The sequence below is a fragment of the Streptomyces sp. NPDC005485 genome, assembly GCF_040606085.1.
GTDB lineage: Bacteria > Actinomycetota > Actinomycetes > Streptomycetales > Streptomycetaceae > Streptomyces.
In genome coordinates this window covers 1-20168 of record NZ_JBEXDZ010000006.1, presented here as the reverse complement: position 1 = coordinate 20168, position 20168 = coordinate 1, and the positions used below count along the sequence as shown (strand labels likewise).

The following is a 20168-nucleotide window of genomic DNA, read 5'->3' as shown; positions in this document are numbered from 1 at the left end:
GTGGACGGCGATGTGGTCCTCCGGCCCATAAAGCTGCGCGACCAGCGGGCCTGGCGCGAGGTCAACCGGCGCAACCGGGACTGGCTGCGCCCGTGGGAGGCGACGATTCCGCCGCCCACGCCCAGCGGTCCGATCGCGCACCGGCCGACCTACCGGCAGATGGTCCGGCATCTGCGCGCCGAGGCCAACTCGGGCCGGATGCTGCCCTTCGTGATCGAGTACCAGGGGCAGCTCGTCGGGCAGTTGACCGTCGCAGGGATCACCTGGGGATCGATGTGCTCAGGGCATATCGGCTACTGGGTGGACCAGGGGGTGGCGGGCCGCGGAGTGATGCCGACCGCCGTGGCGCTGGTGACCGACCACTGCTTCCGCACCGTCGGACTGCACCGCATCGAGGTCTGCATTCGCCCGGAGAACGGGCCCAGCCGCCGGGTCGTGGAGAAACTCGGATTCCGTGAGGAAGGCCTGCGGCCACGTTATCTCCACATCGACGGGGCCTGGCGCGACCATCTCGTCTTCGCGCTCACCGCCGAAGAGGTACCGGAGGGGTTGCTCGCCCGCTGGCGGCGGGCACGCTCACAGAAGTCGCCGCGGAACACTCCGAGGAACACGGCGTAAGTGCCGGTGAGCGGGGTGGGTCGGACAGCGCGGCATAAATGAAATACATGTTCGAAATTGATCGCCCGGCGATCACCTGAGGGCATTAAATTCACGCTCCCGGTGGCCTGCTGATCGCATCGGTCACAAAAAAAGCTCGAAATATCAGCCAGATCGTGCGACACACCGGCCCAATTGGCAGATGGCCTCACGCAAACCCCTCTACCGTGTGAGGCGTGAGCAGCAGCGGCCTCATCTACGCAGTCATCGTCGGGGCCTGGGCCGCCTACTTGGTGCCGATGTGGCTCCGTAGGCAGGACGAGCTGAACGAAGCCCGTCCGACGGAACGCTTCAGCACCGCCATCCGGCTGCTGTCCGGACGGGCGGGAATGGAGCGCCGGTACGCCAAGGACCTGCGGGCGCGCTCCACCGACGAGGGGGAGCCCAGCGCCGAACCGGGCACGGTCACCGACTCGGTGGACGTCCGGGCCTTCGCCATGCCTCCGGCGCGGCCGCAGGTCTCGGCCCAACTGCCGTCGCGGGCCGAGCCGGAGCAGAAGCAGGCGCAGAAGCAGGCACCGCAGGCCGCTGCCGGTCAGGGCGCCCAGCAGAGTGTCAAGCAGGCGTCCCAGGCGCCCGCCAGGCCCGTACCGCAGCAGTCGGCCAAGCAGTCTCCCAAGCCCACGGCCAAGTCCGCGCCCCGGCAGCCCTCGGCGGCGCGCCGCGCCGCCTCCGCGGAGGCCGCGGCCCGCGCCCGGCGCACGAAGGTACTCGCACGCCGGCGGCGTACGACCGTCATGCTCTTCCTCGCCTTCACGCTCGGCGCGATCGTCGCGGCCGTCGGCGGGCTCGCGTTCCTGTGGGCGCCCGGCGTACCCGCGGTGCTGCTCAGCGCGTACATCGTGTACCTGCGCGCCCAGGAGCGCCGGCGCTTCACCTACGTCATGGACCGCCGCCAGGCCGAAGTCGCGGCCCAGCGGCTGCGGGAGCGTCAGCCGCGCCGTCGGCCGCCCGTCGACCCCGGCGGCGACGAACCGGAGGACGGACCAGAGAACGAGACCGACCCCGGGCTGCTGGCACTGGCGGCCGACCGCCGCGCCCTCGTCGAGCAGACCGACCACGCGGAGTGGGTCGACCAGCAGCGCGAGCGCCAGCGGGGCCCCGGCAACGGAGAGAGCTGGGACCCGGTGCCGGTTCCGTTGCCGACGTACGTGACCGCGCCGGTCGCGCCCCGGGCCACGTCCAGCGTCGACCTGGGGGCTCCCGACGCCTGGAGCTCCGCGCGGTCGAGCGCCGCCGAGCCGAGCGCCTCCGGTGCGCAGAGCGCGCCGGAGGCCGAGCCCGCGGACGAGGACCAGTCGGACGACGCCGACTGCGACGGCAGGAGCGACGCCCGCCGCGCCGCGTCCGCCCGGCGCGCCCGCGAGCGCGGCCGCACGCCCCTGTTCGACCAGTACGAGGACGGGGACCGCCCGCGCGCGGCCAACGAGTGACATCGCCTCCGCCGGCCCGCGGCTGACCAGCCAGGAACGGATTTCCAAGCACCCGGATGAGGATGCTAGAGTTTCACTCGTTGCAAGGGCCTGTGGCGCAGTCTGGTAGCGCACCTCGTTCGCATCGAGGGGGTCTGGGGTTCAAATCCCCACAGGTCCACCGCAGCTCAGAGCCCCAGTCGGATTGATCCGATTGGGGCTCCTTGGCGTCGTACAGTAGCGAAGTACAGCAACTACTTTGGATCTTGCTTCCCAAGGTGCTTACCCAGCTTGCGAAGTGCCCGCCGGGTCGACTCGGACGGTACGTGCGTGTAGACCTCCATCGTCACGGCGATCTTGCTGTGGCGAAGGATCTGCATCGCGACGCGAGGGTGTACGTCGAGGGCAGCCAGGAGCGAGCCGCACGTGTGCCGAGTGTCGTGCAGCCGGATGCGGCGGACGCCCGCCCTGGACGAGCGATCGGTGAACCGGCGGTTGAAATTGCGCGGCTCAAAGGGCGTGCCATAGCGCGTGGTGAACACGAAGTCTGAATCGGTCCACAGCTCGCCGGCGGCTCGCTTCGCCAGCTCCTGATCCTTCACGCGGAGTTGAAGCGCGGTCACGCAGATCTGTGGCAGCGGAAGCGTGGCCGTGGACGCCTCGGTCTTGGTCTCGTCATGGACAAGGCGCCGATTGATCCGCTGTAGCTGCATTTGTACCGTGATCTCTGCGGCATCCAGGTTCACGCTCTCCCAGGTGAGGCCCAGCACCTCGCCGCGCCGGAAGCCCAGAACCAGAATGAGCACGTACGCCGCGTACAGCGAGTCATGCGCAGTGCTGGCCGCTTCGAGGAACTGTCGAGCCTCTTCCACTGACCACGGGTGCCGCTTCACCTTGCGAGCCGACCGCACCTTGACCAGGCCTGCCACGTTCTTCGAGATCAGCTCCTCCGTCATCGCGTTGGTCAACGCCGACCGCAGCACCGCGCGTGCGTCCTGCACCGTGCGACGGGACGGGACGCGCTTGCAGCAGTCGTCAGCGGCGCAGCAGCGCGGCGTGTCCCGCTTCGCGTCCAGACCCTGAGCGCAACACTGGCACTGATCCAACAGGGCGTTGACCCAACTCCGGACGTCCCGCACGGTGAGCTTGTCGAGCCGTTTCGAGCCGAGGCCTGGCGTGATGTAGAGCCGGACGTGCATCGCGTAGGTTTCGGCCGTCTTGGGCTTCAGATCAGGCTCTACGACCTCGCGAAGCCACCGCGTGAGGTACTGCGCCATGGTCGGCGTGGACGTTGCTACCGGACCGTCCTTGGCCTCCGCGTGCAACTTGATCCACTTGTCGTGGACCTCTTCGCGGGTCTTGCCGTAGACGTACTTCCGCTTGCGGTTGCCCTCCGGGGTGGTGACCCAGGCGTACGCGGCGAAGCCGTTCTTGTACGGGTAGATCGATCCCTCACCGTTGCCGCGCTTGCCGCTCATGCCGACCACTCCTTTTCGGCTTCCTGAGCACGGCGTTCGACGTATTCGTCCACGTAGCGGGGCAGGATGCGGCGGTTGCGGCCGTCTTTGATGGAGCGGATCTGCCCGGTCAGGACCAGCATCTTGGCCTTGGAGAGGCCGTAGCCGAGCATCTCAGCGACCTCTGCTGTGGTGTACCACTTCCTTTCGATCACTGTGGTGGTCATGCTGCGGCTCCTTCCAGGCTGAGTTGGTCATGGAGGGCTTGGCGGGCGGTTTCGCGGTTGAGGGCGATGTCGTGGGCGATCGCTTCGGCGAGGGCGGATTCGCCGGGGGTGTGGCCGTGGCCGGCGTACTGCCAGTGCGCGAGGACCAAGGTGGTGTCCGGGTCGGGCAGGCCCAGGTGTTCTCGTTGCTGTGTGGCGCGGTAGTCGGCACGGACCTGTCGGCGGGCGCCGAAGGTGGAGGAGTAGCGGCGGGACTTGGTGAGGAAGTGGCCGCGAAAGCCGAGCATGTGAGCCCAGGTCCACAGCTTTCGGTCTGGGTAGAGCGGATCCAGGTCGTGGCAGGCACGGATGAGGCGTTGGGCGTGGTCGGGTACGTCGGCGTGGTCGAGTTCGGCGAGTTCGCCGATGCGTCGGTCCAGGGCGCCGGTGGTCTCGGCTGCTTTGGTGGCGTACTTGGCGACGTAGGAGGCCACGGCCTGTTCGGTGAGGTCTCCGGTGTCGTCGTAGGCCCGGATGGGGCGTATGTCGAGTTGGGTCCCCCAGCGCAGGATGCGGGCGGGTTCGTCACCTGCGGCAGGTACCGGCACGGTCACGTAGGGGTGATCGGCGGTGGCGCGGATGCTGTCGGCGAGGAGGTCGAGGGTGGCCCAACGCGGTGGGGCGGTGTCGGGTCCGTCGGGTCCGTCGATGCGGATGACGGCATGGAAGTGGATCGCGCCGCGCTTCTGGAACTCGGCGACCTTGTTGAAGGAGAGCCGGGCCCTGTCGCGGAACGCGGTCTGGGTGAGTCCGGCCGCGGCGGCGAGTTCGCGGCGCAGGCGGTTGGTGAAGCGGTGCCACAGCTCCCCGGCGTGGTTGTTGAACAGCACGGCGCCCGCGTAGTCGTACGTCCCGGGATCGAGTGCGGTACCGAGCGCCGGATCATCCTCGGGGTGGCGAGAGCCGCAGCGGCAGCGTCCGGTATCGGGCCGGTTGTGGACGGGGCCGAAGGAGGGGGCCGTCAGTGTGACGAAGACCCGGGGCCGCTCACGCACGGTGGCGGGGATGTTCATCCGGTCGTCGCCCGTCAGGCCCGCGCGTACGAGGTGGTAGGCGTCCCCGGCGTAGAGGTAGGCGCAGGGCTGGCAGCGGGAGGCGCGGCGGTTGCCGCAGGCGATGCGCAGCCGGCCGCCGGGCTGGTCCGCGGTGGTGGTGTGGTGGAGCACCGTGCCGGTGGCTTTGTCCGTGGTGGTGGACCAGCCTGTCAGGTGGATGGGGTTCGCGCAGCCTCCGGTGCGGCGGATCTGTTCGCGCCAGTGGTCGAAGTCCGGGGCGGACGCAACCCGCAGCAGGTCGGACAGGACGAGTGGATCCAGCGTGTTCGTCTCAGGCACGGGCCGTCACCAACTCCCGTACGGAGGCGATGAGTTGCGGGGTCGGTGTCCACAGGCCGCGTGCTCCGGGCCAGGCGAGGGGTCGGGCCAGGGGGCGGATGTCGTCGAACCTCCAGTGCCATTGCCCGGGGGCGGACCACAGGGTGCAGTACCCGTCGCTTTGGTGGCAGTCGACGAGGCGGCCCACGGCGACCACGGCACCCCGAGGCTGGGGGCGGATGAGGAAGGGCCGGGCGAGGGGGAGGTCATGCGCGCGGCGGTCGTCGGTGAGGCCAGCGTGGATGAGGATCCAGCCGCGGTAGTCGGGCGCCCAGGTGCGGTTCTCGATCCGCTTGGTGCCGTACGCGATGCACGACGCCCAGGGCTGCCACAGGGTCAGCGCACGGATCTCGGGCACGGCGGCGGAGGAGGTGGTCATCACAGCACCTCCAGGAGGCGGGAGGCGATCCACTGGGCGACGTTGGCGGGTACGGCGTTTCCTGCCTGCTTGGTCTGCTCCCCGCCGTGACCGAGGACCTGGTACTCGTCAGTGAAGCGCTGGGCGCGCAGGTGCTCGCGCGGGGACAGCATCCGGAAGTAGCAGTCCTCCACCTCGATCCCCGAAGGCTCCGGGCCCGGGGCGGTGTCGAGGACGAGACCGGCGGACGTGCGGGTCGCGATGGTGTGCAGCGGCATCCCGGTCGTCGTCGCATCGCCCTTGCGATAGGGGACGACGAGGCCGTGGTGGTTGCCTCCGGCGGTGATCGAGGCGAGCGGGTCGGCGATCGCGCGGGTGGTGGAGCCGCCGCCGCGGTGCTCGGTAATGAACGGCGCGGGCAGTAAGAGGGCTTCGCTGTCGCGGGTGGTGCGGGTCCGCATCGGCACGGTGGCGGGGGTGGCGTCGGTGTTCCAGCTCCCGCCGCCCGGAACCAGCAGCGGCGGAGGCACGGCGAGGCCATCACCGATACGCACGGTGCGAGTGGACAGCGGAGCGGCGTAGGCGGGGAAGGCACGGCCGTCGCCAGTGTCGGAGTGGTTGACCGTGACCACCGACGGGACGCGGTGCTTGGCCAGGCCCAGACGGATCTTGCGGAGGGTGGAGGGGGCGAGCGGTCCACGGCCGTGGCTCGCGCGGTCGCCGATGCGGATACCGGGGTCGGTCCAGTTGATCGCGGAAGCGGCGGGGCGTACGTACGGTTCGACGATCCGGTGACGGCAGGTGGTGTTCGGGCAGCGGAAGTCGTATTGCTGCCGGTACTTGCCGATCTTTCGGCCGTTGCGCCAGGACTGCACCGCGCTCACGTCCGACTCGCAGGTGGGGCACCACGCGGTGGGGCGGACGTCGAGGTTCGGGGCGCGCATCCCGGTACGCGTGAAGACGATGAAGATCCGGTCCCGCCACTGCGGGGCGTGCGGGTTGGTGGTGTCGTCGCCGACGTGCGCGGCGGAGACGGAGACGATCTGATGCCGGAAGCCGAGGATCTCCATGCCGTGCAGCCACCAGGAGAACAGCGGCCAGGCGGTGGCGAAGCGGGGCACGTTCTCACAGACCACGGCATCGAAGTGGTGCACTTCGGCAGCGCGCAGGATGTCATAAGCGGTGGCGCGGGTGCGCTCCCACGCCGCATCGGCCATGGAGCCCTCTTCGAGGAGATCGAGCTGTCCGGGGATGGCAGCGGGCTTGGGGCGGCTGATGCCGTCGGCGGGGCTGCCTTCGGTGCAGATCGGTGAGCCGACCAGGACGCGGGCCTTGGGCAGACGTCGCATGTCGTAGTGGTCGAGGTCCACGCACAGGTGCTCTGCCTCGGGGAAGTTCGCGGCGTGCGTCTCGACCGCGCGGTTCCAGTGGTTGGCGCCGAGGACGACGTCGAAGCCGGCCCGGCGGAATCCGTCGGAGTCGCCGCCCGCGCCGCAGAACAGGTGGATGGAGGTCGGGCGGGAGGTCGCGGAACGGCGGGTCATCGGGCCACCTCCACCCAGTCGCGGGCTATGGCGTCCAGGACATGGGTCGCTTCGGTCGCGGCGGGGCGGGGAGCCGTGAGAGTCGGGCGGGTACCGGTGCCGTGGCAGGCCGTGCAGTGCGCGGTGATGGTGCGCAGGTGGCCGTGGCGGTCGCGTCCGCCGAGGGTGACCTTGACGGAGGCGAAGCCGTCGCAGTCGCCGCAGATGCGTGCGCGGGCAGGGGTGTGCTGGGCCATGATGGGACTTCCTTCCGGATCTCTTGGTTCGGGCAGGAGGCACGGCTCCGGAGCGGACGAGACTTGGCGGTTGAGGCCGCTCCGGGGCCGGTCAACGACGGTGCTTGGTCTCGCTGTTGATGAGCGAGCGCACGACCAGGGCGACGATGGCGAGCGAGCCGGCGGTGATGGCGACCGCGAGGAGCAGGGAGACCAGCACGGCGCCGACGACGAGCACGGCAGCGGTGCCACCGCCGACGAGCAGGAGCAGGGAGCCGGGGGTGAGCTGCACCGTGGGCCGCGCCGATGCGGGAGCGGACGGGGCCGGGGTGTGGTGCTGGCAGCCGCACGGCGCCTGAGCCGGGTTGTGGGGGACGACGGTCCCCAGGGTGGTGACGACGGGGATGATCCCGCCGGTGGGCTGCTGATTGACCGGGATGCGGGGCCTGAGCATGAGTGGAACTCCTTTCAGATCAAGGTCACTTGTCGGTGGTGTGGTTGACGACCGAGGTTCCGGTCTTGGTGCCGGACTCGATCGCGGGGGCGAGGAAGGTGTCGGCGAGGAGGAAGCCGCCCAGCAGGAGGACGACGATCACCCAGGTCGGGGGCCGGTAGAGGCGGATGCCGAAGTAGCCGAGTACGGCGATGACCAGGACCAGGGGCAGTTCGACATGCATGGCGGGCGGGCCTTTCAGGCGAGGTGGGCGGCGAGGGCGTCGGCCATCGGTCCGGGGACACCGAGGCGGGCGCGGAGGGTGGCTGCGTCGATGCGGTCACCGGTCGCGGTGCGGTGCGCATCGGCGATCTTCTGGGCGCGGTCGACGAGAGCGGGCGGCACGCTCACCGGCAGTGCGGCAGCGGCCGGGGGCAGGGCGGGAGTCGGCTCCGGGGCATCGAGCGCTTCGGCCGCAGGCTCCGGCACGGGCGGGATCACCGGGTCCGGCGTTGGCGCCACGTCGTCTACCTCGTTCGCGGGCGCAGGGCGAGCGGCGGGGTCGGGGGTGTGGGCGAGGAGGGTGCCGCCGAGGAAGGCGAGGGCGGGCCAGCCGGCGACGAGGAACCGCAGCCAGGCCGGGGCATGGGCCAGGTCGAGGAACCCAGCGGTAGCCACGTTCGCGCCGAGCGAGGCGACCAGGGCGATCAGGAACCAGCACCAGGCCAGGCGGGAGGGGCCCCCATCGCGCAGTCGACGCCACGCGGCGACGAGCAGCAGATCCACAGAGATGGGGTAGGCCCAGGCTTTCCAGCCGTCTTGTCCGGCAGCGGCGGCAAGGTCGTGCAGGTGGGCGAAGGACAGGGCACCGGCGATCACGGCCTGTACGAGTACGGCATCCGGGCGGATCGAGCGGTTCATGGTCTTCACCTCCTTCAGAGGGTTGGGCCACGGCGGGGCGGGGTGTGGAGGCCGGCCGCCCCGTCGTGGAGGTGCGGTCAGCGGCGGTTGATTCCGGGGCAGCCGTTGATCATGTGGTCGATGCACTGCGGGCAGTCCTGACGCGGGCCGAGCCCCCGGTGCGCCGACGGGTCGTGGGCGTGGCGCCAGCACTGCGGGCATTCACCCTTCGGCGTGGATTCGGCGGTGCGGGACGAGGTTCCGAACAGGCCCATGGCGGGCTCCTCTCATATGCGTGCCGTGTTCAGTCGGTGGGTGCTTCGCCCGAGCCCAGGCAGGTCAGGCACAGGCCGGTCTGCTGGTTCTCGGTGATCCGGCGCTTGCGGCCGACTTTGACCGGGATGGAGACCTCTCCCGAGCCCAGGCAGGTCGTGCACTGTTTGGCGGCCGGGACGGGGCGGGCGGTCCGCTTCTTCGTCGGCATGCTCACCACTCGCTCTCGGGGTCGGTCGCCGGCGGGAGCCGATACAGGGTCGAGGCCTCATCCAGCGGCAGGGACAGAGCCAGCGCGCCGCCGACGACATCGGCGAAGTGCTGGTCTGCGCGGGGGTGTTCGGCGTACTGGACGAGGAAGCCGAGCATCAGCACGGTGCGGTTGAGGTCCTCACAGGAGGCGCACATAGCCGGTTCCTTTCCGGTCTCAGGCATGGCGGGGGTAGGGACCCGGCGCGAGGCGGTCACGCCGACCGGAGTACAGGGAGTGCTACGGGGCGGGGACCGGGGTCGGTGCCGCGGCCGACGCGGAAACCGTGACCACGGCGGGCCGGTACGCGGCGAGGGCCGGAAGGTCCGGGGTCAGGTGCGCGAACTCGCGGCAGACCTGGACGACTTCACCGATCGAGACCTTCGGGGTGCGGATGCGGACCCAGGTACCCGAGGAGTCACCGGCCACGGCCATACCGGCGCGCTCGGAGGCGATCGCGGTCGCGGCCTTCACGGCGAGTTCGTTGATGTCGCCCAGGCCCATTTCGGCCGTCTGCTTGTCGTTGCAGCGATGCGTGACCCGGTTGGTCAACTGCGCCCGCAGCGCGGTGGCGCCCTTGCCGAGTTCGGAGCCGAAGCGCTGCCCGGCGATCTCCAGATGGATCCCGACCGCGCGGGAGAGCTGAGCGAGGCGTACGAGCTGGGTGACCATGCGGTCGCGGCGGGCCGTGTCGACCTTGGAGGCGACCAGGAACAGTTCGGCGATCTCGTCGACCAGGACCACGATCGGTATCGGCCGCAGCTTGGCGGGCAGGCCCCAGATGTCGGAGGTGATGTCTTCCAGCGGGGTGGACGGGGAGATCCCTTGGTGCAGGCACAGCAGGTCGAAGCGGTCTTCCATCTCCCGCACCAGCGCATCCAGCAGGCCGTCAGCCTCATCCGGCGTGGTGGCCAGCGCGGTCAGCCGCGGGGCGAACGGGCCCTGCTCCACGCCGCGCTTGCAGTCGATCCCGACCAGGGCGACATCCAGCGGTGCGAGTGCCTTGATCAGGCAGCGTTGGAACATCGACTTGCCCGACTTCGTGGCACCCAGGATCAGGCCGTGCGGCGAGTCCTGATAGTTGCGCACATACGGGCGTCCGTCTTCGCGCAGGGCGACCACGGCGGACAGCAGTCCGGCAGCGAGCCGGCGCGGCATGCGCACGTGGGAAAGGATGTCGAAGGAGGTCATCCGCAACTCGACGATGCCGGGCCGCAGTTCGGCGACGTGCAGGGAATGGACTCCCCAGGCGTGCCGCAGCCGCTCAGCGGACTTCTCCACGTCCTCCGGCGCGAGCCCCGCGGGGAGCTTCATCCGCAGCCGCATGCCGGTCGCGGTCGGGCGGATCCGACGGATCCTCGGGAGCCTCGGGCGGGCCACGTCCTCCGAGCCGGACGCCCTCTTGGCGAAGACCTTCCACCACGGCGGGGACACCGTCAGCTCACACGCTTCGAGCGCCTCGCGGTAGGAGGCGAACACTCGCACCAGCGTGACCGGGAAGCCGATCAGGATCCAGTACGCGGTCGGGGCCTTGACCCGCAGGACCAGCACGAAGACCACTAACGCGGCGACGACCAGGAGCAGTTCGGTCATGGCGATCAGCCCTTGCCGTTGGAGCCGGCCGGAGTCAGGGTCTTGGAGGTGACCGCGATCGCGCGGTAGCTGATGCCGTGCCCGAAGTCGTTCTCCCACGGGCGGGCCACCAGGCCGGGGAACTCGACCGGCATACCCGGAACGAGGTCCGGCTGAATGCCGTCCTCAGCAACCACGATCGTCAGCGCGTCCGGGCGACCGTCCACGATCACGGCCACGTTGACGTTGAACAGGGTCTTGCCCGTCGTGCGGTCGGTCGCGATCTCGCCGGTCTCCTTGTTCTTGACCTTCGGCTCCGGGGCCTGGATCAGCATGATCGTCATGACGGCGGTGTCCACGGGGATCTGACGCATGAGACGTGCTCCTCGAATGAGAGGTGATCGCCAACTAGCAACTGGCTCAAGCCAGTTGGCCCGACATGCACCAGTGAACTGGCATGAGCCAGTTGCGTCAAGCCCCTTCGAGGAACTGGCTTGAGCCAGGCGTTAAGCTGGCTTCAGCCAGAACCAGGAGAGTCAATGCCGGAACCGAACGAGGGCAGGAAGCCCCGAAGCCGAGAGATCGCGGACGAACTGCGTACGGCCATCGAGGCGGGGCAGTACACGCCAGGGGTAAAGCTGCCTTCCACTCGCCAACTAGCCGTGCGCTACGACGCGGTGCGCAACACCATCGATGCTGCGCTTGGGATCTTGGCTCAAGAGGGTCTCGTCACAAAAGAACACGGACGAGGCGTATTCGTACGGGAAAAGCGGCCCCTTATCCGCCTCGGAAGCGACCGATACTCGCCGAAATACCGCGAGAGCGGCCTATCGCCCTTCTTTATTGAATGCGCAAAGCAGGGGAAGTCTGGGCGATTCCAGGTCCTGAGCATTGAACGCGTCAAGCCGGAAAGCGACTTGGCGGACAGGCTGAAGGTCTCTACCAAGTCGAAATCAGTACTTCGACGCGAGAACGTTTTCTATGCGGATGACGATCCGGTCTATCGGGTGACTACATGGATTCCATGGAGCATCGCGCAAGGCACCGGACTCCTTGAAGAGGAAGTGCCGCACCAATACGGGATTCATGGCGTCTTCGAGGATCAAGGTCACGTCATGACGCGCATCCTCGATGAGGTGACAGCCCGCATGCCTACACCCACAGAGGTTAGCTACCTGCGGTTGCCGGGTGGCGTACCGGTCATCGAGGTTCTGCACACAAGCGTCGACCAGGAGGGCGAGCCGTACGAGGTGACGAAGTTTGTTATGCGCTCCGACATGAACGGACTGGTTTACGACGTTCCCGTCGAGTGAACTTCCACAAACGGAGGAAACATGCCGAAGAAGAGGGTGGAAATCGAGATCGCAGTACGAGAGCGCCGCGATGAAGACATTCCCGGAGCGGCGCGAGCACTCGTAACTGTCCATGAATCGGACGGATATCCCGTTGAAGGCGTAGAGCACCCTGAGGAATGGCTCACGCCTGACGACCTGATTCAAGCATGGATCGCAGAAGCAGCGGGAAACGTCGTAGGCCACGTATGCATTACTCGCGGCCATGGCGAAGCGGCCGTGGACATGTTCCTTGATCAGACGACAATCGAGAAACGAGACGAAGTTTCTGTAATGGCTCGGCTCTTCGTGATCCCGGAAGCGCGTGGCGAGTCGACTGGTGCCCGACTCGTTCGGGCTGCGATTTCCTACGCCCGCCAAAACGGGATCAATCTCGTAGGCGACGTGATGTCGAAGGACACAGCCGCAATCCGACTGTACGAGCGCCTTGGTTGCAGGATCATCGGAACGACCACGCACAGCTACGGAGACGGCCAAGAGACCGAAGCTCTGTGCTTCGTGGCTCCAACCGCGTAGGCGGATCCGGGCGGTGCCGAGGTGCGGACAAAGTTTCCCTACTTCATCAAGCCCCGGCTGCGCTCCGCTCCGCCGGGCGCGCTCCCGGCTCCGCTGCGGGCGCCGCTCCTGCCTCCGGCCCGCTCCGCCCGCGCTGCGCCGACGCGCGCCCACATGTGGATAGGGCCGGTGGCCATGAGTCGATCACCGCATAGCGCGGCCCACGGTCAAGACGAGGCCTCCGGCGGGGGATCGGCCGGCACCGGGATGGCGGGGGCGCCGTTCCCGTCCCCAGGTCCGTAGTGGCGTGCGCGGGGTGCTCCCATCCCGACCACCGTCGACCCAGGCAGAGCCGAGCAGACGTGGCCCATGGCGTCCAGGTCGTTCGTACAGTGGCGCGCTCCACCTGGACGCCATGAACCACGCCCGCTCCACGGTGTGTGGGTCGACGGCGGACGGGATGGGAGCTGGGGAGAGCGGTGGGTTGAGGAGGTCTGGCGCGCGCTGACATGTCGAGTGACCATGACGTAGCAGGTGTACAGACAGACGTCAGGGGAGCCGGAGGGGAAGAAATGTTGCGCGTCCGAACGCGGTGGCAGTGGCTACTCTGGACGACTGCCACAAGCTTGCTGCTGGCGATGATGATGCTCACACCCTTCGCCTTGAAATGGTGGGCTCCGCAAAAACTGCAGTGGAGCCACCTCAGCGACGTGAGCCAGACCTACGCAGCTGTGTCGATACCCTTGTCAGGAGCGGCACTTCTTGGCGTGGTCTGGTCTTTGATCATGCAGGCCCGCCAACTAAAGATCACAAATGACAACGAGTTCCGCGCTGCTCATCGTGAGCTGATCATGCAGGCTCTTCAGGATCCTGCACTTCAGGAATGCTGGGAGCCACCCGCCGTCCCAACCACCCAAACCCGGGCACGTCAGATCCTCTACATCAACATAATCTTTAGCAACTGGCGAGTTGACTATCTGAATGGAACGGCGAGCGAGGAAGCCGTCCAACTATCGGCACAGTCCGTGATGAAGGGCGAGATCGCGAGGGAGTTCTGGCAAACCCGACGTGCGCTATGGCATGCGTGGGCGCGCACGCAGGGGCGTAAGGACCGAAGGTTCGTCGAAATCCTCGACGAGGCCTTGAAGTTGTCAGATGCGGCTGGACCGCCTATTGCTGCGAGGGACTACTTTACCCCCGAGCCGAACGGCGAGCCGATGTAGGAGCGAGAGACAGCAGGGGCTCCTTGGTGGCGTACGAGCGTTGCACGCTGATCAGGAAAGTAACCCGGCTCAAGCAGTGCTCGTAGCCCCTGGTCCGATGCTGTACAGCAGCGGAGTACAGCAACCACGCCGACCAGCACCGGCCGACCAGGGCCATGGCTGGACGACTGACCAGCCCGCCAGACCTCAGTGACCTCCGCGCCCGTAGTTCGCATCGAGGGGGTCTGGGGTTCAAATCCCCACAGGTCCACCGCAATTCAGAACCCCGCCGGATTCGTCCGGCGGGGTTCTTGCATGTGCGTGCGGGAGAAACGGGCGGCCTTGCGGCCGCCCGTTTCCTGCAGTGAGCAGCAGCGATCTACAGCGGCTTGGCGAAGCAGCGGCTCTCGTCGTGGAAGCGGTAGTGGCCGAACTTGGTGCAGGGTTCGTAGCCGCTCGACAGGTAGAGGGCTATCGCCTCGGGCTGCTTGGTGCCGGTCTCCAGGACCATGCGGCTGCGGCCCGCCGTGCGGGCGTCCAGCTCCAGGGCAGCGAGGATGCGGCGGGCGACGCCGAGGCCGCGGGCGCCCGGGATGACGTACATGCGCTTGAGTTCCGCGTCGCCGTCCGAGTACCCCTCGTCGTTCTCGTCCTGGGTGCGCCAGCCGCCCGTCGCCACGGGAAGGTCCTGCCCGTCGTAGGCGATGAGATACCGGCCGAGCGGTGGCTCGAACATCGACGCGTCCAGCGGGGTGGCGTCGCCCTCGTCGCCGTAGCGCTCGGCGTATTCGAGCTGCACCTCGTCGTTGAGCTTGACGGCGTCGGGATGGTCGAAGGGGACCGGGCGGATATTCATGCGTGGCATCGTACTTCTATGCGTCGGGATGGGGCGATGGATTAAGTATCGTGCCCGGGTGCTGACTGTTACCTCTGTGAATGTGAACGGGCTCCGGGCCGCCGCCAGGAAGGGCTTCGTGGAGTGGCTCGCCGAGACCTCCGCGGACGTGCTGTGCCTGCAGGAGGTGCGGGCCGAACCCGGACAGCTGACCGAGGACGTGCGGGCGCCCGAGGGGTGGCACGTCGTCCACGCGCCCGCCGCCGCCAAGGGGCGGGCCGGTGTCTCCCTCTATACCCGGCGCGAGCCCGACCGCGTCCAGGTCGGCTTCGGGTCGGCGGAGTTCGACTCCAGCGGGCGCTACGTCGAGGCCGACCTGCCCGGTGTCACCGTCGCCAGCCTCTACCTGCCCTCCGGTGAGGTCGGGACCGAGCGGCAGGACGAGAAGGTCCGGTTCATGGGGGAGTTCCTCGGCTATCTGAAGGGGCTGCGGGAGCGGGCGGCCGCCGACGGGCGCGAGGTCGTGGTGTGCGGCGACTGGAACATCGCCCACCAGGAGGCCGACCTCAAGAACTGGAAGTCCAACAAGAAGAACGCCGGGTTCCTGCCCGAGGAGCGGGAGTGGCTCGGGAACGTGTTCCAGGAGGGCGGGTACGTCGATGTCGTGCGCGCCCTGCATCCCGATGTCGAGGGGCCGTACTCGTGGTGGTCCTACCGGGGGCGGGCCTTCGACAACGACGCCGGATGGCGCATCGACTACCACGTGGCGACGCCCGGACTCGCCGGCAAGGCCGTCAAGGGGTTCGTGGAGCGGGCGGCCACGCACGACGAGCGCTGGTCGGACCACGCGCCGGTGACGGTGGTCTACGACCTGTAGAAACCCTGGACGGAAGCGGGAGCCGCCGTCAGGAGCCGTTCTCCTCCGCGGCCAGGCGGCGGTCCAGTGCCAGCGAGAGTTCGGCGTCGACCACCGCTTTGGCGAGCGGGCGCAGCTCGGCCGGGTCCCGTTCGGGGGCGTGGGTGTGCAGCAGGGTGGCGAAGAGTTCGGCCATGGCGTCGGCGTGCACGCGGACCTCGCGGCCGGCGGCCATGACGGCGGCGAGCGGGACGCCCGCGCGGACCAGCGCCGAGGAGACGTCGAGCAGCCGGCGGCTGATGTGGATGATCTCGTCGCCGTCCACCGCGAGATAGCCGAGGTCCAGGGCGGCGGCCAGGTTCTCCGGGGTCACCTCGCCCGCGAAGTGGTCGGCCAGGGCCTCCGGGGTGAGGTGGACGGGACTCTCCTCGCTGGGCCGGGCCAGGCCCAGGGCCTCGCCGGCGTCCCGGCCGGACTCGAAGGCGGCGGTGAGGTCGGCGATGCCCGAGAGGGTGTGGCCGCGCTCCAGGAGGGCGGCGACGGTGCGCAGCCGGGCCAGGTGGTGGTGGTCGTACCAGGCGATCCGGCCCTCTCTGCGGGGTGGCGGGAGCAGGCCGCGCTCCCGGTAGAAGCGCAGGGTGCGGACTGTTATGCCCGCCTCCTTGGCCAGCTCCTCCATGCGGTACTCGCGTTTTTCCGATCCCTCAGCCACTTGCGCACCCTATGTCGTACCCCCGGTAACTTTCCCGGCCGCTACCCCTACCCGTGAGTACAAGGTTCCTCTACTCTCCCCATTGTGCCAGTGTTCACTGGCAGAGTCGGGCGGTTAGGGAGGCGTCGGGATGGCCGAGCACGAGCATGTGCGGGTGGCGGTGGTCGGGTCCGGGTTCGGGGGGCTGGGGGCCGCCGTGCGGCTGCGCCGCGAAGGTGTCACCGACTTCGTCGTGCTGGAACGGGCCGGCAGCGTGGGCGGCACCTGGCGGGACAACAGTTATCCCGGGTGCGCGTGCGATGTGCCGTCGCATCTCTACTCGTTCTCGTTCGCGCCCAACCCGGACTGGCCGCGCACCTTCTCCGGGCAGGAGCACATCCGGGAGTACCTGGAGCACGTCGCCGATGTGTTCCGGCTGCGGTCGCACATCCGCTTCGACTGCGAAGTGAAGATGATGACCTGGGACGCGGAACACCTGCGATGGGTGATCGAGACCAGCAGCGGGACCCTCACCGCCGATGTCGTCGTCTCCGCCACCGGGCCGCTCTCCGATCCGAAGCTCCCGGACGTCGCGGGGATCGACTCCTTCCCCGGCAAGGTCTTCCACTCGGCCCGCTGGGACCACGACTACGACCTGCGCGGCAAGCGGGTCGCCATGATCGGCACCGGCGCGTCCGCGATCCAGATCGTGCCGTCCATCCAGCCGGAGGTCTCCCGGCTCACCCTCTTCCAGCGCACCCCGCCATGGGTGATGCCGCGCGTCGACCGGGCCATCAGCGGCGCCGAGCGGTGGCTGCACCGGCAGCTGCCCTTCACCACGCACGCGCGGCGCGGCCTCCTGTGGGGCATCCGGGAACTGCAGGTCCAGGCGTTCACCAAGCGGCCCGACGAACTGGGCATGGTCGAGCGGCTGGCCAAACGGAACATCGCGCGCGCCGTCAAGGACCCGGAGCTGCGCGCCCGGCTCACTCCCGACTACCGCATCGGCTGCAAGCGCATCCTGCTGTCCAACACCTACTACCCCGCGCTCACCCAGCCCAACGTGGACGTGGTCGCCAGTGGGCTCAGCGAGATCCGCGGCTCCACACTCGTCGCCGCCGACGGCACCGAGACCGAGGTCGACGCGATCATCTTCGGTACGGGCTTCCATGTCACCGACATGCCGATCGCCGAACGGGTCGTCGGGGCGGACGGCAGGACCCTGATGGAGACCTGGCAGGAGGGCATGAAGTCGCTGCGCGGCGCCACCGCGGCCGGCTTCCCCAACTGGATGACGATCATCGGACCCAACACGGGCCTCGGGAACTCCTCCATGATCCTGATGATCGAGTCCCAGCTGAACTACCTGGCCGACTACATGCGGCAGCTCGACGTCCTGGGCGGCCGGGTGGCGCTCGACCCGCGGCCGAGCGCCGTGCACGCCTGGAACCAGCGCGTGCAGAAGCGCATGGAGCGCACGGTGTGGAACACCGGCGGCTGCACGAGCTGGTACCTCGACGCGAGCGGGCGCAACACCACCATCTGGCCGGGTACGACGACCGAGTTCCGGGGCGCCACACGGCGCGTCGACCTCGCGGAGTACGAGGTGCTGCGCACGCCCGAGCCCCTGGCGCCGGGCGCGGCCCCCGCCAGGAACGCCCGCAAGAAGAAGGTGGAGGCCGGAGCATGAGCCGACTGACGCATGTGACGCAGGGGCCGTACGCGCCGCCCGCGGCGGAGCGCGAGCTGACCGCGGTCTCCGCGGACGGCGCGCGGCTGCACGTCGAGGTGCACGGGAGCGAGCATGCGCCCGCTGTGGTCCTCGCACACGGGTGGACCTGCTCGACCGCCTTCTGGGCGGCGCAGATCAGGGACCTCGCCGTCGACCACCGGGTGATCGCGTACGACCAGAGGGGGCACGGGCGCAGTCCCGCGAGCCCCGCGTGCACCACCGACGCGCTGGCCGACGACCTGGAGGCGGTGCTCGCGGCCACGCTCGCACCCGGCGAGAAGGCCGTGCTCGTGGGGCACTCCATGGGCGGGATGACGCTGATGGCCGCCTCCGCGCGGCCCCGTTTCCGGGAGCACGCGGCGGCCGCGCTGCTGTGCAGCACGGGCAGCTCGAAGCTGGTCGCCGAGGCGCTGGTGGTGCCGATGGGCGCCGGCCGGGCGCGGTCGTGGCTCACCGGGAAGGTCCTCGGCTCGCGGGCGCCGCTCGGGCCCGTCACGCCCGTGGCCCGGCGGATCCTCAAGTACGCGACCATGGGCCCCGGTTCGTCGCCGGTGATGGTGGAGGCGTGCGCCCGGGTGGTGCACGCATGTCCGCGCGCGGTGCGGCACGCCTGGTCACGGGTCCTTGAGCTGATCGACCTGGATCACGGCGTACGGGAGCTGAAGGTGCCGACGGCCGTGGTCGCGGGAACGGCGGACCGGCTGACCCCCGTGGTGCACGCGCGGGCACTCGTCGCCGCGCTGCCGAACTGCGTCGGCAGCACCGAGCTCACCGGGGTCGGGCACATGACGCCCGTGGAGGCGCCGGAGCTGGTCGGCTCACGCATCCGGGAACTCGTGGCCACGTATCTCGTGAGTGCCGAGGACGCGGAGCTCGCGGTGGTCACAGAGGCTGCGGAGGTCGTGGAGAGCGCAGAGGTCGTGGACAGCGCGGAGATGAGGGAGGGCGCATGAGCAAGGTCAGCCTGGAAGGACAGGTCGCGGTCGTCACGGGGGCCGCGCGAGGTGTCGGCGAGCTCCTTGCGCGCAAGCTCTCCGCGCGCGGCGCGAGGATCGCGCTCGTCGGTCTGGAGCCGGACGAGCTCAAGCAGGTCTCGCAGCGGCTGCACAGTGACAGCCACTACTGGCACGCCGACGTGACCGACCACGAGGCGATGGCCCGGGTCGCGGAGGAGGTCAAGCAGCGGTTCGGGAAGGTGGACATCGTCGTCGCGAACGCCGGGGTCGCGAGCGGCGGTCCGTTCGCCGACTCCGATCCGGCCGCCTGGCGCCGGGTCGTCGAGGTCAACCTGATCGGCTCGGCGGTGACCGCGCGGGCCTTCCTGCCCGTCCTGATGGAGAGCCGCGGCTATCTGCTGCAGATCGCCTCGCTCGCCGCCATCACCCCGGCCCCCATGATGACGGCGTACTGCGCGTCCAAGTCCGGTGTGGAGGCGTTCGCGCACAGCCTGCGCGCCGAGGTCGGCTACAAGGGCGTACGCGTCGGGGTGGGGTATCTGTCCTGGACCGACACCGACATGGTGCGCGGGGCCGACCAGGACGACGTGATGCGCGAGCTGCGGCAGCGGCTGCCGTGGCCGTCCAACAAGACGTATCCACTGGGCCCGGCCGTCGACCGTATCGTCGCCGGGATCGAGCGGCGGTCGAGCCATGTGTACGCGCAGTGGTGGCTGCGCGGGATGCAGGGCGTCCGGGGGTATCTGCCGGGGCTCATCGGGGCGGTGGGGCAGCGGGAGATGCGGCGGTTCGAGCCCCGTCTCGGCACCGTCTCCAAGGGGCTCGTCGGCGCTGGTGGGGCGGCGGACGAGGGGGAGCGCGGCGCTCTTTCTCACGGTGAGTAACTGGTCGAAATGCGCGCTTTATTCGCCCGTGTCAGTCTGGTCGAGCCCAATCCCCTCACCCGCAAACGGGAGTGAACTTCCATGGGTATGAAGGACCAGTTCCAGGACAAGGCCGAGCAGATGCGCGACAAGGCCAAGCAGAAGCAGGGCCAAGGCCAGGACGAGGCGAGCGAGCGCTCGCAGCCGATGCGCGACGAAGCGCAGCGCGGCCAGCAGCGTGGCCAGCAGCAGCAGCGTGACCGAGGTCAGCAGCGTGACCGCGGTGACCAGGACACGCAGCGCGCCATGCAGGACGAGCAGGACCGGTTCGACCAGGACTACGACGTCTGACGTTGCACTTGGCTGAGCTGTGTTTGGGGCGCCCTCTTCTTGAAGAGGGCGCCCCATTCCGCTGTCCGTGGGGGCCCCCCCCCCGGCGCCGGGGGCCCGGGGGGGGGAGCCCCCGCGGGGGGTTT

Annotated in this window: 26 protein-coding genes and 1 tRNA gene; 11 read left to right on the top strand and 16 right to left on the bottom strand. The window is 68.9% G+C overall.

Annotation, left to right across the window (positions count from 1 at the left end; all coding sequences use genetic code 11):
• The 3 genes from ABZS97_RS03955 to ABZS97_RS03945 all read left to right on the top strand — a co-directional run bounded on the left by ABZS97_RS03955 (position 1) and on the right by ABZS97_RS03945 (position 2250).
• On the top strand, positions 1–618 hold the full coding sequence (locus tag ABZS97_RS03955) for a GNAT family protein (RefSeq protein WP_356133227.1): 618 nt from the start codon (positions 1–3) through the stop codon (positions 616–618).
• 215 nt (positions 619–833) lie between these two features.
• Positions 834–2090, top strand: a complete 1257-nt coding sequence (gene glpR / locus ABZS97_RS03950; RefSeq protein WP_356133225.1) for a gephyrin-like molybdotransferase receptor GlpR — start codon at positions 834–836, stop codon at positions 2088–2090.
• Positions 2091–2176: 86 nt separating this feature from the next.
• Positions 2177–2250, top strand: a tRNA-Ala gene (locus ABZS97_RS03945).
• Positions 2251–2323: 73 nt separating this feature from the next.
• Here ABZS97_RS03945 and ABZS97_RS03940 read toward each other — a convergent pair.
• The 14 genes from ABZS97_RS03940 to ABZS97_RS03875 all read right to left on the bottom strand — a co-directional run bounded on the left by ABZS97_RS03940 (position 2324) and on the right by ABZS97_RS03875 (position 11084).
• The gene (locus ABZS97_RS03940; protein WP_356133223.1) at positions 2324–3556 is read right to left on the bottom strand and encodes a tyrosine-type recombinase/integrase; all 1233 of its coding nucleotides are present in this window, start codon (positions 3554–3556) and stop codon (positions 2324–2326) included.
• Positions 3544–3753 (bottom strand): helix-turn-helix domain-containing protein, encoded by a 210-nt coding sequence (locus ABZS97_RS03935; protein WP_356133221.1) that lies wholly within the window; start codon positions 3751–3753, stop codon positions 3544–3546. Before ABZS97_RS03935 ends, ABZS97_RS03940 begins: the two co-directional genes overlap by 13 nt.
• Positions 3750–5126 (bottom strand): replication initiator protein RepSA, encoded by a 1377-nt coding sequence (gene repSA / locus ABZS97_RS03930; protein ID WP_356133219.1) that lies wholly within the window; start codon positions 5124–5126, stop codon positions 3750–3752. Before repSA ends, ABZS97_RS03935 begins: the two co-directional genes overlap by 4 nt.
• Positions 5119–5544 carry a hypothetical protein gene (locus ABZS97_RS03925; RefSeq protein WP_356133217.1) on the bottom strand — a complete coding sequence of 142 codons (426 nt, stop codon included), beginning with the start codon at positions 5542–5544 and terminating at the stop codon, positions 5119–5121. Before ABZS97_RS03925 ends, repSA begins: the two co-directional genes overlap by 8 nt.
• On the bottom strand, positions 5544–7067 hold the full coding sequence (locus ABZS97_RS03920; protein WP_356133214.1) for a DNA cytosine methyltransferase: 1524 nt from the start codon (positions 7065–7067) through the stop codon (positions 5544–5546). Before ABZS97_RS03920 ends, ABZS97_RS03925 begins: the two co-directional genes overlap by 1 nt.
• Positions 7064–7303 carry a hypothetical protein gene (locus tag ABZS97_RS03915; protein ID WP_356133212.1) on the bottom strand — a complete coding sequence of 80 codons (240 nt, stop codon included), beginning with the start codon at positions 7301–7303 and terminating at the stop codon, positions 7064–7066. The genes ABZS97_RS03920 and ABZS97_RS03915 overlap by 4 nt, the downstream gene beginning before the upstream one ends.
• A gap of 91 nt (positions 7304–7394) precedes the next feature.
• Positions 7395–7736, bottom strand: a complete 342-nt coding sequence (locus tag ABZS97_RS03910; RefSeq protein WP_356133210.1) for a SpdD-like protein — start codon at positions 7734–7736, stop codon at positions 7395–7397.
• 25 nt (positions 7737–7761) lie between these two features.
• Positions 7762–7959 (bottom strand): hypothetical protein, encoded by a 198-nt coding sequence (locus ABZS97_RS03905; protein ID WP_356133208.1) that lies wholly within the window; start codon positions 7957–7959, stop codon positions 7762–7764.
• 14 nt (positions 7960–7973) lie between these two features.
• Positions 7974–8636: a DUF2637 domain-containing protein gene (locus ABZS97_RS03900; RefSeq protein WP_356133206.1), complete on the bottom strand. Its 663-nt coding sequence runs from the start codon at positions 8634–8636 to the stop codon at positions 7974–7976.
• Between the two features lie 77 nt (positions 8637–8713).
• Positions 8714–8890: a pRL2-8 gene (locus ABZS97_RS03895; RefSeq protein WP_356133204.1), complete on the bottom strand. Its 177-nt coding sequence runs from the start codon at positions 8888–8890 to the stop codon at positions 8714–8716.
• 29 nt (positions 8891–8919) lie between these two features.
• Positions 8920–9099: a hypothetical protein gene (locus tag ABZS97_RS03890; protein WP_356133202.1), complete on the bottom strand. Its 180-nt coding sequence runs from the start codon at positions 9097–9099 to the stop codon at positions 8920–8922.
• 2 nt (positions 9100–9101) lie between these two features.
• Positions 9102–9296, bottom strand: coding sequence for a hypothetical protein (locus ABZS97_RS03885; protein WP_356133200.1), 195 nt, complete (start codon positions 9294–9296; stop codon positions 9102–9104).
• 82 nt (positions 9297–9378) lie between these two features.
• Positions 9379–10731 (bottom strand): FtsK/SpoIIIE domain-containing protein, encoded by a 1353-nt coding sequence (locus tag ABZS97_RS03880; protein WP_356133198.1) that lies wholly within the window; start codon positions 10729–10731, stop codon positions 9379–9381.
• Between the two features lie 5 nt (positions 10732–10736).
• On the bottom strand, positions 10737–11084 hold the full coding sequence (locus ABZS97_RS03875; protein WP_356133196.1) for a hypothetical protein: 348 nt from the start codon (positions 11082–11084) through the stop codon (positions 10737–10739).
• Between the two features lie 165 nt (positions 11085–11249).
• On the opposite strand from ABZS97_RS03875, the gene ABZS97_RS03870 reads away from it, so the two are divergent.
• From ABZS97_RS03870 to ABZS97_RS03860, 3 genes are all read left to right on the top strand, one after another.
• Positions 11250–12023 carry a GntR family transcriptional regulator gene (locus ABZS97_RS03870; RefSeq protein WP_356133193.1) on the top strand — a complete coding sequence of 258 codons (774 nt, stop codon included), beginning with the start codon at positions 11250–11252 and terminating at the stop codon, positions 12021–12023.
• Between the two features lie 21 nt (positions 12024–12044).
• Positions 12045–12578 (top strand): GNAT family N-acetyltransferase, encoded by a 534-nt coding sequence (locus ABZS97_RS03865; protein WP_356133191.1) that lies wholly within the window; start codon positions 12045–12047, stop codon positions 12576–12578.
• A 605-nt stretch (positions 12579–13183) separates the two neighbouring features.
• Positions 13184–13780 (top strand): DUF6082 family protein, encoded by a 597-nt coding sequence (locus ABZS97_RS03860; protein WP_356133189.1) that lies wholly within the window; start codon positions 13184–13186, stop codon positions 13778–13780.
• Between the two features lie 358 nt (positions 13781–14138).
• Here the strand turns inward: ABZS97_RS03860 and ABZS97_RS03855 are convergent, their stop codons facing one another.
• Positions 14139–14615: a GNAT family N-acetyltransferase gene (locus ABZS97_RS03855; protein WP_356133187.1), complete on the bottom strand. Its 477-nt coding sequence runs from the start codon at positions 14613–14615 to the stop codon at positions 14139–14141.
• A gap of 58 nt (positions 14616–14673) precedes the next feature.
• Between ABZS97_RS03855 and ABZS97_RS03850 the strand changes: the two genes are divergently transcribed.
• Entirely contained in the window at positions 14674–15471 is a 798-nt protein-coding gene (locus tag ABZS97_RS03850) for an exodeoxyribonuclease III (RefSeq protein ID WP_356133185.1), read from the top strand.
• A gap of 28 nt (positions 15472–15499) precedes the next feature.
• On the opposite strand, the gene ABZS97_RS03845 is transcribed toward ABZS97_RS03850, so the two are convergent.
• Positions 15500–16129, bottom strand: coding sequence for a MerR family transcriptional regulator (locus ABZS97_RS03845; protein WP_356133367.1), 630 nt, complete (start codon positions 16127–16129; stop codon positions 15500–15502).
• 163 nt (positions 16130–16292) lie between these two features.
• Here ABZS97_RS03845 and ABZS97_RS03840 point away from each other — a divergent pair, with 163 nt between their 5' ends.
• The 4 genes from ABZS97_RS03840 (at position 16293) to ABZS97_RS03825 (ending at position 20043) form a co-directional block, all read left to right on the top strand.
• On the top strand, positions 16293–17831 hold the full coding sequence (locus ABZS97_RS03840) for an NAD(P)/FAD-dependent oxidoreductase (protein ID WP_356133183.1): 1539 nt from the start codon (positions 16293–16295) through the stop codon (positions 17829–17831).
• Positions 17828–18826, top strand: a complete 999-nt coding sequence (locus ABZS97_RS03835; RefSeq protein WP_356133181.1) for an alpha/beta hydrolase — start codon at positions 17828–17830, stop codon at positions 18824–18826. Before ABZS97_RS03840 ends, ABZS97_RS03835 begins: the two co-directional genes overlap by 4 nt.
• Entirely contained in the window at positions 18823–19713 is an 891-nt protein-coding gene (locus ABZS97_RS03830; protein WP_356133179.1) for an SDR family oxidoreductase, read from the top strand. Before ABZS97_RS03835 ends, ABZS97_RS03830 begins: the two co-directional genes overlap by 4 nt.
• 81 nt (positions 19714–19794) lie before the next feature.
• On the top strand, positions 19795–20043 hold the full coding sequence (locus ABZS97_RS03825; protein ID WP_356133177.1) for a hypothetical protein: 249 nt from the start codon (positions 19795–19797) through the stop codon (positions 20041–20043).
• Positions 20044–20168: the final 125 nt, after the last annotated feature.

Coding starts and splice junctions, on each gene's coding strand:
- ABZS97_RS03935 (WP_356133221.1), bottom strand. CDS start 3,753: ATGACCACCACAGTGATCGAAAGGAAGTGGTACACCACAGCAGAGGTC.
- ABZS97_RS03925 (WP_356133217.1), bottom strand. CDS start 5,544: ATGACCACCTCCTCCGCCGCCGTGCCCGAGATCCGTGCGCTGACCCTG.
- ABZS97_RS03920 (WP_356133214.1), bottom strand. CDS start 7,067: ATGACCCGCCGTTCCGCGACCTCCCGCCCGACCTCCATCCACCTGTTC.
- ABZS97_RS03915 (WP_356133212.1), bottom strand. CDS start 7,303: ATGGCCCAGCACACCCCTGCCCGCGCACGCATCTGCGGCGACTGCGAC.
- ABZS97_RS03910 (WP_356133210.1), bottom strand. CDS start 7,736: ATGCTCAGGCCCCGCATCCCGGTCAATCAGCAGCCCACCGGCGGGATC.
- ABZS97_RS03905 (WP_356133208.1), bottom strand. CDS start 7,959: ATGCATGTCGAACTGCCCCTGGTCCTGGTCATCGCCGTACTCGGCTAC.
- ABZS97_RS03900 (WP_356133206.1), bottom strand. CDS start 8,636: ATGAACCGCTCGATCCGCCCGGATGCCGTACTCGTACAGGCCGTGATC.
- ABZS97_RS03895 (WP_356133204.1), bottom strand. CDS start 8,890: ATGGGCCTGTTCGGAACCTCGTCCCGCACCGCCGAATCCACGCCGAAG.
- ABZS97_RS03890 (WP_356133202.1), bottom strand. CDS start 9,099: ATGCCGACGAAGAAGCGGACCGCCCGCCCCGTCCCGGCCGCCAAACAG.
- ABZS97_RS03885 (WP_356133200.1), bottom strand. CDS start 9,296: ATGTGCGCCTCCTGTGAGGACCTCAACCGCACCGTGCTGATGCTCGGC.
- ABZS97_RS03880 (WP_356133198.1), bottom strand. CDS start 10,731: ATGACCGAACTGCTCCTGGTCGTCGCCGCGTTAGTGGTCTTCGTGCTG.
- ABZS97_RS03875 (WP_356133196.1), bottom strand. CDS start 11,084: ATGCGTCAGATCCCCGTGGACACCGCCGTCATGACGATCATGCTGATC.
- ABZS97_RS03870 (WP_356133193.1), top strand. CDS start 11,250: ATGCCGGAACCGAACGAGGGCAGGAAGCCCCGAAGCCGAGAGATCGCG.
- ABZS97_RS03865 (WP_356133191.1), top strand. CDS start 12,045: ATGCCGAAGAAGAGGGTGGAAATCGAGATCGCAGTACGAGAGCGCCGC.
- ABZS97_RS03855 (WP_356133187.1), bottom strand. CDS start 14,615: ATGAATATCCGCCCGGTCCCCTTCGACCATCCCGACGCCGTCAAGCTC.
- ABZS97_RS03845 (WP_356133367.1), bottom strand. CDS start 16,129: ATGGAGGAGCTGGCCAAGGAGGCGGGCATAACAGTCCGCACCCTGCGC.
- ABZS97_RS03840 (WP_356133183.1), top strand. CDS start 16,293: ATGGCCGAGCACGAGCATGTGCGGGTGGCGGTGGTCGGGTCCGGGTTC.
- ABZS97_RS03835 (WP_356133181.1), top strand. CDS start 17,828: ATGAGCCGACTGACGCATGTGACGCAGGGGCCGTACGCGCCGCCCGCG.
- ABZS97_RS03830 (WP_356133179.1), top strand. CDS start 18,823: ATGAGCAAGGTCAGCCTGGAAGGACAGGTCGCGGTCGTCACGGGGGCC.
- ABZS97_RS03825 (WP_356133177.1), top strand. CDS start 19,795: ATGGGTATGAAGGACCAGTTCCAGGACAAGGCCGAGCAGATGCGCGAC.